This is a genomic window from Vibrio qinghaiensis, from assembly GCF_002257545.1.
In the GTDB taxonomy this organism is placed as follows: Bacteria; Pseudomonadota; Gammaproteobacteria; order Enterobacterales; family Vibrionaceae; genus Vibrio; species Vibrio ordalii.
Map to the genome: position 1 here is coordinate 1,204,989 of NZ_CP022741.1, position 13,320 is coordinate 1,218,308.

Genomic DNA, 13,320 nt, shown 5'->3' on the forward strand with positions numbered 1-13,320 from the left:
GTTTTAAATATGGCGATTACACGAAGAAGTTTTCTTAAAGGTGTAGCAACCACCAGTGCGGCGTCGGTTATTGGGCCAAGTTTATTGGTCTCGACATCGGCTAACGCGGCAGAAACCACAGGCAGTTGGAAAGTATCAGGCTCTCATTGGGGCGCATTTCGCGCACATGTGTATGGCGGAAAAGTACAATCGGTCAAGCCGCTAGAATCAGACACGCACCCCACTGATATGCTCAATGGAATCAAAGGCATTATCTATAGCCCATCACGAGTGCGTTACCCAATGGTTCGCCTTGATTGGCTCAAAAAACATAAATACAGCGGCGAAACACGTGGCAACAACCGTTTTATCCGCGTCACTTGGGATGAAGCGTTGGATCTGTTTTATCGTGAACTTGAGCGCGTACAAAAAGAGTATGGCCCTTGGGCGCTGCATGCAGGACAAACGGGTTGGAACCAAACGGGGTCATTTCACAACTGTACAGCGATGATGCAACGCGCTGTAGGTATGCACGGTAACTTCATCACCAAAGTGGGTGATTACTCAACAGGTGCAGGCCAAACCATTCTTCCTTACGTGTTAGGTTCGACAGAAGTGTATGCTCAAGGCACCTCTTGGTCGGAAATTCTTGAGCACTCAGACAACATTGTTTTGTGGGCGACCGACCCGGTAAAAAACCTGCAAGTTGGCTGGAACTGTGAAACGCACCAATCCTTTCCTTACCTTGATCAGTTGAAAGAAAAAGTGGCGAAAGGAGAGATCAATGTTATTTCTGTTGATCCAGTCAAGAATAAAACTCAGCACTTCCTAAACAGTGACCATTGGTACATTAACCCACAGACCGACGTAGCATTTATGCTGGCGGTGGCACATGTGTTGTATAACGAAGATCTGTATGACAAGGCGTTCATCAAAACCTATTGCTTAGGATTTGAACCTTTTATTCAGTACGTTCAAGGCGAAACGAAAGATAAGATTGTTAAGTCGCCAGAATGGGCCGCCGAGATTTGTGGCGTAACAGCCGATAAGATCCGCGAATTTGCACGTATGCTCGTTAATGGCCGAACTCAGTTACTGTTTGGTTGGTGTATCCAGCGTCAAGAGCATGGCGAACAGCCTTACTGGGCTGGTGCGGTTGTGGCGGCGATGGTTGGTCAAATTGGCCTGCCAGGCGGGGGGATCTCCTACGGACATCACTATTCTGGCATTGGGGTTCCATCAACCGGTTTTGCCTCGCCCGGCGGCTTTCCACGTAACCTAGATACGGGTTCAAAACCGAAATGGGACAACGAAAACTACAACGGCTACAGTAAAACAATTCCTGTTGCCCGTTGGGTCGATTGCTTGCTAGAGCCGGGTAAAGAGATCCGCTACAACGGTTCTAGCGTAAAATTACCTGATTACAAAATGATGGTGATTTCAGGCAATAACCCGTGGCATCATCACCAAGATCGTAACCGAATGAAGAAGGCGTTCCGCAAGCTTCAAACCGTCGTCACGATCGATTTTGCTTGGACGGCGACTTGCCGTTTCTCCGACATCGTTCTTCCTGCCTGTACTCAGTTTGAGCGCAATGATATCGATGTGTACGGTTCTTATTCTGGCAAGGGTTTGATTGCCATGCACCGTTTGGTTGATCCTTTGTTCCAATCGCGTACTGACTTTGAGATTTTCACTGAATTGACGCGTCGCTTTGGCCGCCATGAAGAGTTCACACGCGGCATGGATGAGATGGAGTGGGTCCGTTCGCTCTATGACGAGTGTAAAAAAGCCAACGCGGGTAAATTTGATTTACCAGAATTTGAACAGTTTTGGCAGCAGAGTGTACTGGATTTTGGTGAAGGCCAACCTTGGGTTCGCCATGCCGATTTCCGTAAAGACCCTGAGATAAACGCACTGGGTACACCGTCTGGCTTTATCGAGATTACGTCACGTAAGATTGGGCGTTATGGCTATGAACATTGCCAAGATCACCCGATGTGGTTTGAAAAAACCGAGCGTTCGCACGGCGGTCCGGGTTCAGATAAGCATCCATATTGGTTACAATCTTGCCACCCAGATAAGCGTTTGCACTCACAAATGTGTGAGTCAGAAGAGTATCGCGCGACCTATGCTGTCAATGGCCGTGAGCCCGTGTATATCAACCCAATCGATGCGAAACAAAAAGGCATTAAAGCAGGGGATTTAGTTCGCGTATTTAATGATCGCGGCCAGTTATTGGCCGGTGCAGTCTTAAGTGACTACTACCCGCGTGGCGTGATCCGCATCGAAGAGGGGGCGTGGTATGGCCCGTTGAATGAGAAAGAGGGAGCTATTTGCACCTATGGCGATCCAAATACACTCACACTCGATGTCGGTTCATCTGAGCTGGCGCAAGCCACTTCAGCCAATACTTGCATTGTCGATTTCGAGAAATTTACTGGTAAAGTACCACCAGTGACGTCATTCGGTGGACCAATCGAAGTGGCGTAATTCCGTCATTAGCTCAACGAAACGCCAGCAAACATGCTGGCGTTTTACTTGTTATACCCAAACCTGCGCCTTGGGCGTTCTCATTGTTGAATAAAACAGCATATGAATCGACGTCAAAGGGAAAACGTGATCAAAATAACTTACATGTAACGCGAATTCATTAGACACTGCCAGAACAACAATTTGTACTGAGGTGTTATGACAACGATCACTCTGCCATGTCATCGAGAAGTTGAGTTACTTCAGCCGGATTTGATTACCCAATTACAAGCCGATGAGATCAGTTTTTCCTATTCAGGAATACATAACTCGCCCATTTCCGATCACTACTCGCTGTTTCGCACTCTATTTGACGTTGAATCGGACGCACGAGTGATTGGTGACGGTTTTCAAATGCTAGCGCAAACTGCAGGTTCGCCGCATCATCCGGTGGATGTGGGGCGTTGTCCTGACAATAGCTTGAGCTACCGGATTTACCCACAGCAAGACAGCCAACGTTATTACAACACGCTGGTGATTGAACAATCCACCGGATACCAACTGTTTGGTTTTACCTCTTGCCACCGTTTTGCTGGCTATTTTGAAATTCTTGAGGAAAGGACGGGCACCTATTTAGTCGCTTCCATTGATGGTGAGCAGACCCATCCACAAGATTGGACAAATAACAGTTTAGAGTCCGTCGTTATTTTGCAAGGTGATTCATTATCAGGTTTGTATCAACAGTATGCGCAATATATTAGTTGTCATCATACGCCGCGTGCTGGTGTGGCAAAACCTGCGCCCGTTGGATGGTGTTCATGGTATGCCTATTATGCCGATGTTAATGAACAGCACATCCTAACCAACCTTGCGGCAATGCAAGGAGAACTTTCGGGGCTAGAATGGGTGCTGCTGGATGATGGCTATCAGGCGTTTATGGGCGATTGGTTGACGCCGTCCGATAAGTTTTCTCGTGGTGTTAAAGCGCTGATCCAAGAGATCAAACAAGCGGGCAAAAAACCTGCAATTTGGCTCGCTCCCTTCATTGCACAAGCTGAATCTCAATTGTTTAAGCAACATCCAGATTGGTTTGTACAAAATGCTCAAAGACAGCCACTGAAAGCTGAAGAAGTAACCTACGGAGGTTGGCGCTGTACACCTTGGTATGTGCTGGATGGCTCTCATCCTGACGTGCAGGAATACTTAACCCATGTGATCAAAACCATGAAAGAAGAGTGGGGTGTTGAGCTGTTTAAATTGGATGCGAACTATTGGGGAGCACTCAAAGGACGGCGTTATCAGTCGGGAGTGACGGGGGTTGAAGCGTACCGTTTAGGGATGCAGGCGATCGCAGAAGGCGCGGGAGAGGCATTGTTACTTGGATGCAATGCGCCGATGTGGCCGTCACTGGGGCTGGTGGATGCCATGCGTGTTTCGGACGATGTCGAGCGTTCGCCACAGCGCTTTGAACAAATCGCTAAAGAGACTTTTTATCGCAGTTGGCAGCATCGCAAGTTATGGCAAATTGATCCTGATTGCGCAACACTGACGTCGCTTGCGAATCAATCGACCGATCGCGTCAGCTATGAATTTCATCGCAATGTATTGCTTGCGTGTGGTGGTTTATTGCTTTCAGGTGATCCACTCCCAGAATTGACCTCTTTTGCTAAGCAGAGCCTAAATAAGTTAATGATTAGGCGCAAACACAACCAAGATGCGGCTAAGCCAACTTCATTGGCTCTCAATCACCTATTTTTAAAGTTAACAGAACGCAATGATCTGCACTGCTTATTCAATTACCAAGGTAAGGCGTGTGACTATACCTTAACAGCGAGCCAGCCAGTGAATTGGTATGACTACTGGACAGGAGACAAGCTTTCACCAGAGCCAGTCAAAGTATTTGAAGTCTCCTTGGCAAGTGGCTTAACCAGCCGAGCAGTGATTACCTCTTGTTAATGGAGTGCCCTTGTTAAGAGTGCTCAGGTTAACTGAATGATTCGGGGTAGCGGAATGCTGCGCTAAATTAGCCATAATTTCTTAGCCACAAAAGCTGATTTAGTTTCTTTTCTAAGCATGCGGTCGGAGTATAATTTCGACTGCATGTTGGTTTATTGCATTTCAGGCTGAGTCATCCGCGGCCGACAGCCACTTTTGTAGAATGGTTTTCAAATCTTCTAAACGGTAGGGCTTACTCAGCACATCGTCCATACCACATGCTATGCAGTGCTGCTTTTTATGCATGGTCGTGCCTGCGGTGAGCGCAATGATGGGCTTATTGTAACCTTGCTCACGTAGGTGTTGGCTTGCTTCAAAACCATCCATTTCTGGCATTCGGCAATCCATAAAGATCAAGTCGTACTGTGTATGTTGGACGGCATCCAATGCTTCTACGCCATTGTGGCTAAAATCGGGAGAGATACCGAGTTTTCCTAACATGCCTTGAATAATAATCCGGTTCATCTCTATATCATCGGCTACCAGAATGGCCAGTTTTCTATCATTCCATTCACTGACGAGAGTATTCGTCATTGTTTTTGTGTTAGGTTTATTTGCGGCAGGAAGCGGAAGAACAACGGAAAATTCGCTGCCTTCTCCTTCTGAGCTCTTAACGCTTAATAATCCATTCATGAGTTTGGTTAAACTTAAGCAGATAGCTAATCCCATACCTAAACCTTCAAACTGGCGCGTGGAAGAACGATCAACTTGATAAAAGGCATCAAAGATTTTTTTCTGCGCATATTCAGGAATGCCGATGCCTGTATCTTTCACATCGATTTTCAGTTTGTCATCAGCCCAAGAAATATAAATATTAATTTCTCCTTTAAGGGTGAATTTCAAACTGTTGCCAATCAAATTTAACAGTATTTGCTGAATACGTTTTTTATCACCATAGACGTATTCGGGAAGTGTATCTTTGTAAATGAAGTTCAGCGTAGTATTTTTCTTTTTTATAGAGACTAAGTTATAAACATAATTGTGAAGTTGTAACCACTCAAAAGGTTGATCATTGATGCGTAATAAGCCTGAGTGGAGTTTATTAAAATCAAGAAGGTCATTGATGACGAAATTGAGCATCTCTCCTGAATGTTGGATATCCGCAAGGTACTTTTTCTGTTCATCGGTTAAGTATGTCGTTTCAAGTAGATCTGCGCTACCCAGTATGCCCACCAATGGTGTGCGTATTTCATGGTTGACCATAGTAACAAACTCTTTCGTTGCTTTTTCTGAATCTTCGGCTTGTTTTCGGGAAAGCTCTTTGCTCTGGATATCAAGATGTTTGCTCAGTGCACCACTTAGCAAATCGAACAGCATGTTGACCTGTTTGACGATGAACTCGAACTCAATTGGATGGGTTTGATAAGTAAAGATTAACTCTCCGACCTGTTGCGTGTTCGAATAAATAGGGAGCAGAATTTCTTTCTGTGATGTCATTTTTTCTTTCTTAGGAAGCCAACAGTTACTGAAATGAAACTGACTATAAGTGGGGAATAAATCTGCCTGTAATATCAACTCACATTGAAGGATGTTTTTTCTGTCTGGAATGCTGTCTATAAAGGTATTAATCAAAGCTTCGTTGAGTTCGGTAAATAAAAACCGTCTTCCAAAACGAATCAAAATAGCATCAATGTGTTCTTTCAATTCTAATTTGAATATATCCACCATGGATTTTAATTTTTGCGCTTCAAGTGCTTGCTGCAAGTATTGGTTTATTTCATAGATTTCCCGGCTTTTCTGCTCAAGCAATTGTTCTGCGGCAATTCGCGCCGCTTTTTCACGCAGTAAACGTTGTTCCCAGACAGAAGAGGCTTTAGTCATGATCAGCTTTCACTTTTGATAATCGTAAAACGGACAGCACTACCATCAGGTTTTAGGTAGTGGCTAGTAATCGTTATCGGTTGGGAAAAGTATGCGGCACATCCCTCCAGCAGTCCTAAACAGAGTGACGACAAACATCGGTGGCTTTGATATTCAAAAACGGTAGCTTCTCCACTCTGTTCAATAAAAATGAATTTGGGCGGACGCGCATTGGGGTACAGTTTTTTAACTTCCGCATGAATTTCATCTTCCACCTTTTTGAGAAATTCAACGAAAGGAAGATCGTGCTGAATCGGGATGGGTAACGTTTGATATAGAGAGCTAAACATGGCTTTGCCCACTTCCCGTTGCAGGTTGTCAACACTTTCACCCGTCAGTTGGTGTATGGCTTGTATCATTGCGATCAGTTCATGGTGTTTATAGTCTCCAACCGAGGTGAATGGGTGAGTTAATCCAGTCCGTTCGAGCATAGTTTCTAATGTCTCCATGCCAAACCGCTGTTCGATAATGTCGAAAAATAGACTAAATACGATACCCTTCATCGTGGGTTCTCCCTTTGGGGTGAATAGTGATGCCCATACTTTTAAGCATGGTGGAGAAAACTAATGTACGCAAGTGAGAGGATGGGAGCCAGTTAATGTGCTCCCCCTAATTTTCGCCAAACTTTTCCATTCTGTTATTTCATTTACTGGCCTCGGCTGCCCACCATCACCATCACGGTTTTGAGCATAATCCTGATATCTGTATTGAACCATGAGTACAGAGAGTACATGGACAGAGCATAGCTATGATCAAAAGCCACTTTACGTCTCACATCATCAATACAGGTGTCATAACCTTGGTTAACTTGAGCTAAGCCAGTGATGCCGGGCAATAGGCCATAGGTACGTTCAGCAAAGTAAGGGATGGCATCTTCAAGCTTTTTGTAGAATCCAGGGCGTTCTGGGCGTGGGCCGACAATCGACATATCGCCTTTTAACACATTGAAGAGTTGAGGAATTTCATCCAAACGTGTTTTGCGTAAAAAGCGTCCTACAGGCGTGATACGTGGGTCATTATCGGTTGCCCAAACGGCTCCTGAGCGACTTTCGGCATCTTGGTACATGGTACGAAACTTAATAATTTCAAAAAGCATAACCCGGTCGGGGAGTGATTTGCCTACTCGCCATTGTTTATAAAACACAGGGCCTGAAGAGTTAATTTTAATGGCAAAGGCAATAATCGGAAATAAGGGGGAAAGTAGGATTAAACCTACGATAGCACCCAGTAAATCCATAGTGCGTTTGAACACGGTAATTGATATTTGAGTGGGTTGATGGCGATTCATAATAGGGTTCCTTAATGGTTCACTTTGATCCAACGGCCTTTTTCGTATCCACAAAGATAGCGAAGACCGCCGATAAAATTGGCAAGATGTCCAAACACCAAATAATGCAGCCAGCGTAATAGGCTTGGTTTGTGTTGTTCTGGCATCCAATGACTGCATGTAGCAATTAAGTAGAGGCTGATTTGTCCACCGAGAAGTACCACAAAGAGTGGGTTGTGAATCGCGAGTAGAGCGCTGCTGAACAAGCAGGTCAGCATCAAATAAGGAGTAAGCAGGCGCAGCCCTTTGCCGGATAGGAAAGCAAAAGCAACTTTGCCGTATTTGGGACTAAAGAGTCGAAATAGGGTAATTGCCTGCTGCATATTGCCTGCGGAGATACGAAGCCGACGCCGAAAATCTTCAGACTGACCTGTCGGTTCCATTTCAATCGCCAGCATATTCAGGTCATAACGTGTTTGATAACCTTGCTCAACAATCTGCATAGGCAGAATAAAATCGTCATTGATGGTATTGGCTGGCAGAGGAGTAAACAATGAGGTGCGAAATAGGTATAACGCACCATGAGAACCGAGTGTGCTTCCGAAGCTGGATTCATGCAGTTTGATTTGGTTTTGATAGTGCCAATAGGCTTTTTCCTGGTTAGAGGCGTTAGGTAAACCTTGATAGGTTGCATTCACGACGCCAACTTGAGCATCAATAAAGTGCTGTGCCCCAATCAGCATGGCATCAATCGAAATCAGGGCGCTAACATCACTCAATGCGGTAATGTCACTGTCCACCATGTTCATTAACTGGTTGATGACGGCAACTTTGCCTCGATTTTGTGGGTAGATATGTATTTCAAATAAGGTATCGTCACAGATGGCTTCCTGAATGGTTTCTTGCGCGATTTCCGCTGTTTTGTCTTGGCATCCATCACAAGCAATGACAATACGCAGCTTGTCTCGTGGATAATCTAATGCACTCAGGTTACGAATTTTCTCTGCAATCCAGCGTTGTTCGTTGTAAGCAGGCACCAAAATGGTGATGCTGGGGAAATGCAGGTCGGTTTGGCTGGCTTGATAACCGCGAGATGGCACTTGGCTTTCTGGCAAAGGGTGCCGACCAGCATACCAACGCAGCAACACTGGGTAACCAAAATGGTGGTAAACAATTAATCCACTGGCGACAGAAAACAGCAGAGTGAGGGCCCAAGTTATCATGCTAATTCCCCTTCTGATAAAGCATTGTAGGCTTTGAGCATTTGATGAATATCACCGTGTTCTTGTACAAAATGACGAGGTGAAATCTCGGTTTTATGTTGGAGGGCGTGCAGTAAGCGGCTTGCCATTTTCAGTTTCAGTGGGTCATCGCTTTCAACTGCACTTCCAGTGTGAGGGCATAATGTCTCTTTGGCTGAACCTACATCCGTCAGAACCACGGGAATGCCACACGCTTGCGCTTCTAACGGTGATAAAGGGAAGCCTTCCGAGCGTGAAGGCAGACAGAAAATATCCAAAGCGCGGTAGAACTCGGGCATGTTGTCTATTAACCCAAGAAAATGGACTCGTTCAGTGAGCCTCAGTTCTCGGCAAAGGGCTGAAAGAGAATCGAGCTGAGAGCCTTTGCCCGCAACAGCTAAATGGATATGGCTGGGTAAATGAGACAATGCGCGGAGCAGTTGATCTTGCCCTTTCACCCATTCAAGGCGACCAGCACAACCGATCAGAGGTACACCTTCTGGTAAGTTGAACTGTTGACGAGCCCGAGTTTGGTTGCCGGGAGTAAAACGAGCGCAATCAATGCCATTTTTGATGGTTCGGGTGCGTGGATAATGAAAGTAGCGCGCCAGTACTTGCGTGACTTGATGAGCATCCCCAACCAAGTGTGGCTGAATCCAACGTAAAGCCACGTACTGCAAGTAACGATGAATCCGGTTAGAGAGATGCCATACATCATGTTCGGTATGAATGCGTACTGGCGTTGCACTGCAACGAGCAGTAATCCCTGCGTAGAGCAGTGGTCCAATGTGGTGAGTATGGACAACATGAGGTTTTATTGCTGAAAACAGTCTGAACAGTTTCCACAGCGTCGACAGGGAACGCCCTGCGGGTTTATTCAGAAACAGCAATTGATTTTGGTATTGAGCGAGTTTGGGCCAGTGTGCCAAAGCTTCGTTCTTTGTCCCTTCTAAGCTCACGACCAATACACTATGGTTGGGTTCAGCAAAGCGCAGGAAATCAAGAACAAGGCATTCTAAGCCTCCGGGTGCCAAGTGTTGGACAACATGGATGATGACTTTTTCATTCTGAAGAGGAGAGTGCATACACAGGGCCTCATAATGGGATTCTTATGAGGTAATTGCATGAGCTGTGCCAATTTTAAAAGTCTTTAAAATTCAATTGGTTATTTTAATTTTGTAATTGGTGAAACTCGGATTTTATTTTGAGAATGAATTTGAGTTGCGCGCTTAGGAACGAATACGCGGCAGAACGGTTAAAACAGGCACTTTAGTGATGAGTTCTAACTCATCTTGGCGACGAATGGTGGTATCAAACAATTCAAATATAATGGCAAGGCCAGAACCTAAAAATACGCCTGCAAAACAACCCGCAAGAACAAATACCCACACAGGTAGGTTGGCTGTAGTGGCTGGGGTATATGGGATATCAATAATTTTCACTCGCTTGTTTTGCTCGAAGATACCTAATGAGCCAGTTAATTGAGCCATTTCGTAACGCACCATCAACTGATCATAAAGTTGGCGTTTTATATCGGCTTCACGCTGTAAGGTTTGCAGTTGCTTGGCATCATCCCCGAAGCTGTAAGCTTGTTGCTCCAGTTGGACAATCATGGTTCGCAAACTTCGAGTCTCTTCAGTAAGGGCCTCATATCGCCCACGTCTAGTCTGGAGGTTTTGCAACTGGGTAATCAGCAGGGGCTGGACCTCACCTTTTTCCGCACCGGGAAGACGACTGGCCATCTCCCATAATTGATCGCTGCCCATCAGTTTTCTCTCTTGTTGAAGCATTTGATGGCGTTCTGCTTCTAAACGCTCCAGTTCGCGCTTTTTGGCTTGCACAGCACTGTGTGAATCCGTGTAGTGAGCTTGCAGTAAAGTAAGTTCGCTGCGTATCGCAATAATCTGCTCTTCAATTTTACCCACCACAGGGTCAGTTTTAGAAAGCTGCTGATCCAAAGAACCCAAACTCTTTTCAACTCCTGCCAGCTCCGCTTCTTTTTCAGAGAGGCTTTGTTTTAAGCTTGCCAACTGATTCAGCACTTGGGTTTGTAGCTCAGGTGCCGAAGAGATGTGTTTATTTCTAAATTGAGCGAGGGCGCTTTCGGCAAGTTCCAGTTCTTGTTTGCGCTGATCAATATGAATGGTTAAGAAATCAATGGAATCACGAATGGATGAACGTTCTGGCGCGAGTAACTGCTCAATGAATTGATTGCTGACGGCTTGCAGAGTCTCTTTCATTCCTTGGGGCTTATTTGCTGAAAGTTCTATTTTGATGAAATCCTTACCCAACTGCGAGATAGAGATATTGTTGGATAAGCTGCGAATCACACTCTCGGCATCGCGTTCCGACATCTCAGGGGTGATTAAGCCGCGGCTTTCTGCGACTGATTTTAAGACGTGACGACTTTTGAGTAAGGTGGTTAGCGCATTCATACGGTCGTTGAGCATGGCCGAAACGGCCAAATCTTCCAAAAAAGGGTTCATCTTGGCCGTTTCTTGAATCAGCATGCTGGTGTGAGCTTGATAACGCGGAGGCGCCAAGCTGCCAATAATCCCACCAATGATGGGTAAAATGAGTAGGGGAATGGCGATGACGTAGCGTTGTCGCCATGCAGCACCTAACAGAACCATCAGACGAAACTTGAGATCGTTCATAGCTGCTCCAGCAGGTCGGATAACCACACACTCCGCGAATGCCAACTGTCTTGCGTGACACGCTGAGGAGAAGACGGGCTTAATGAACGATAGCGTGATAATGCCGTGATCATCTGTTGCGCATTGGATACCAAATGGAGCTGGTCCTGATAGCGTAATGCCGCTGGGTACGGGCTCGACAAAATAGGTTTACCTATCGCGAGATATTCCATCAATTTAAGCGGGCTGCAAGCGCGAATTTGTTCATTAAGCTTAAATGGTAATAGACTAATATCCCAATGTTGGCAATAGCTTGGTAGCTGATGGTGTGGACGACTCCCCAACAAATAGACGTTTTCTCTTAGAACTAGGGCTTCTTTTTCCAGCTTATTAGGGCCGATAAACACAAAATTCCAATCGGGTAAGGCGGCGGTTACATGATTGAGCATCTTGCAATCTAACCATTCAGAAAGGCTACCGTAGAATCCGGCAATTGGCCGACCATTATCGGGTAAATCATGGGCACGTTCTGCTGGCGTGGTAAAGAGTTTGAGGTCGACACCATGCGGTAGAAAATGGGTTTTCTGAGCAGGAAACTTCTGCTGCAACTCTTGGCTGGCAGCCAAGATTAATTGTGCATGGTTGACCAGACGATCTTCATGCTGGGCGACTGTGTCGTGATCGACGCCTTCTAAAGCTGCAAAATCATCACCGCAATAATACACCACCGCGGATTCGCCCAATTCGCCACATAAATCCGCAGCTGTGGGCAGTGAACTCCATAAAATAGGCCGGTTAAGTTGTGCTCGACGCAGAATGGGTTTCAGTTGAGTCAGCATTGCGGTTTTGGCCAGCGCTCTTGCCCATGGTGAGCGAGGAGCGGGAATGGTTCGCAAATTGACGACCTGTATTTGCGCGGGCAGAGTAACTTGAGTGGAATAGGTTTGGCGAGTTTGACCGCGCAGTTTTTGCCACACTCGAGCCATATCTCGCCAATTCAATTTAGGCTGGCGAAGGCCAATCGAATTGATCCAAAGGACTTTTCGCTCGCGAGAGAGTTGCAGAATTAGATGCTGAGTACTGGAAGGCAAACCGCCAAAATCCTCACCAAAAACAATCAAATCACGCATGGCTTTCCCCTAGTTTTAAGCTTTTTACGACTCGAGCAGGGCTACCAGTGGCCAACACAAACGCAGGAAGATCATGAGTGACCACACTGCCTGCCGCTACAATGGTGCCTTCACCAATGGTGACGTTACGCATCACGCACACATTGGTTCCTAACCACACATCACGTTTAAGATGTATCAGGCCAATCTGATCATCGGTTTCTGCTTCGCCGCGAGCTCTGGCTTCTGGATCGACTGGGTGACCGGGGTAACCACACAAAAATGCTCGACCTGCAATGCGTACATTGTCTTCCAAGATCACTTGTGTGCCGACCGCGATGGTGGTTTGCCAGCCAATCCCTACATTATTTCCGATGATTAATGTAGGGTTGAGGCTTTGGCTACGGCCAGAAAAAGTGGTTTGCCCTGAAATGCGGCAACCATGGCCAATGTGCAGTTCTAACGGGCCTGAAATGTAGGGTGTGCCACCATAAAGCCAGAGTTTATTGCCACATTTTTTGGCTCGGGCACGAAAGGTTGGGGTGTACACCAAAGTTCGCATTACACTGCTCAGCAGATTGTGTAGGGTAAGATAAACCACACGGATCAGAAAATTGATAAAAGAAGGAAAACGCAGCTCGCAACTTCTGATTTGTTTGAGCGTACGAAAGAGCGTTTGCATGCGTGGGTCTGGGTGCTGTTTGAGCCACTGTTTAGTCTGCGCCGTTTTTGCAATCCACATAATCTACCCCTTGTATTGG

At 46.0% G+C, this 13,320-nt stretch carries 10 protein-coding genes; 2 read left to right on the forward strand and 8 right to left on the reverse strand.

Features of this window, described 5'->3' with window-relative positions:
- Positions 1-9 precede the first annotated feature (9 nt).
- Together torA and CCZ37_RS05605 are read left to right on the forward strand one after the other, a co-directional pair.
- Positions 10-2,472, forward strand: coding sequence for a trimethylamine-N-oxide reductase TorA (torA, locus tag CCZ37_RS05600; RefSeq protein ID WP_094499972.1), 2,463 nt, complete (start codon positions 10-12; stop codon positions 2,470-2,472).
- A gap of 198 nt (positions 2,473-2,670) precedes the next feature.
- Positions 2,671-4,407 (forward strand): glycoside hydrolase family 36 protein, encoded by a 1,737-nt coding sequence (locus tag CCZ37_RS05605; protein WP_094499973.1) that lies wholly within the window; start codon positions 2,671-2,673, stop codon positions 4,405-4,407.
- A gap of 162 nt (positions 4,408-4,569) precedes the next feature.
- Here the strand turns inward: CCZ37_RS05605 and CCZ37_RS05610 are convergent, their stop codons facing one another.
- The 8 genes from CCZ37_RS05610 to CCZ37_RS05645 form a co-directional block, all read right to left on the reverse strand.
- Positions 4,570-6,267 carry an ATP-binding protein gene (locus CCZ37_RS05610; RefSeq protein ID WP_094499974.1) on the reverse strand — a complete coding sequence of 566 codons (1,698 nt, stop codon included), beginning with the start codon at positions 6,265-6,267 and terminating at the stop codon, positions 4,570-4,572.
- Positions 6,268-6,269: 2 nt separating this feature from the next.
- Positions 6,270-6,809, reverse strand: coding sequence for a heme NO-binding domain-containing protein (locus tag CCZ37_RS05615; protein WP_094499975.1), 540 nt, complete (start codon positions 6,807-6,809; stop codon positions 6,270-6,272).
- A gap of 143 nt (positions 6,810-6,952) precedes the next feature.
- The gene (locus CCZ37_RS05620) at positions 6,953-7,594 is read right to left on the reverse strand and encodes a sugar transferase (RefSeq protein WP_010320171.1); all 642 of its coding nucleotides are present in this window, start codon (positions 7,592-7,594) and stop codon (positions 6,953-6,955) included.
- A gap of 11 nt (positions 7,595-7,605) precedes the next feature.
- Positions 7,606-8,796 (reverse strand): glycosyltransferase family 2 protein, encoded by a 1,191-nt coding sequence (locus CCZ37_RS05625; RefSeq protein WP_094499976.1) that lies wholly within the window; start codon positions 8,794-8,796, stop codon positions 7,606-7,608.
- Positions 8,793-9,899 (reverse strand): glycosyltransferase, encoded by a 1,107-nt coding sequence (locus tag CCZ37_RS05630; RefSeq protein ID WP_094499977.1) that lies wholly within the window; start codon positions 9,897-9,899, stop codon positions 8,793-8,795. The genes CCZ37_RS05625 and CCZ37_RS05630 overlap by 4 nt, the downstream gene beginning before the upstream one ends.
- 144 nt (positions 9,900-10,043) lie before the next feature.
- Complete coding sequence (locus tag CCZ37_RS05635; protein WP_094499978.1) at positions 10,044-11,471, reverse strand: GumC family protein; 1,428 nt, start codon at positions 11,469-11,471, stop codon at positions 10,044-10,046.
- Positions 11,468-12,580 carry a glycosyltransferase gene (locus CCZ37_RS05640; RefSeq protein ID WP_010320167.1) on the reverse strand — a complete coding sequence of 371 codons (1,113 nt, stop codon included), beginning with the start codon at positions 12,578-12,580 and terminating at the stop codon, positions 11,468-11,470. Before CCZ37_RS05640 ends, CCZ37_RS05635 begins: the two co-directional genes overlap by 4 nt.
- Positions 12,573-13,301, reverse strand: a complete 729-nt coding sequence (locus tag CCZ37_RS05645) for an acyltransferase (protein ID WP_010320166.1) — start codon at positions 13,299-13,301, stop codon at positions 12,573-12,575. The genes CCZ37_RS05640 and CCZ37_RS05645 overlap by 8 nt, the downstream gene beginning before the upstream one ends.
- Positions 13,302-13,320: the final 19 nt, after the last annotated feature.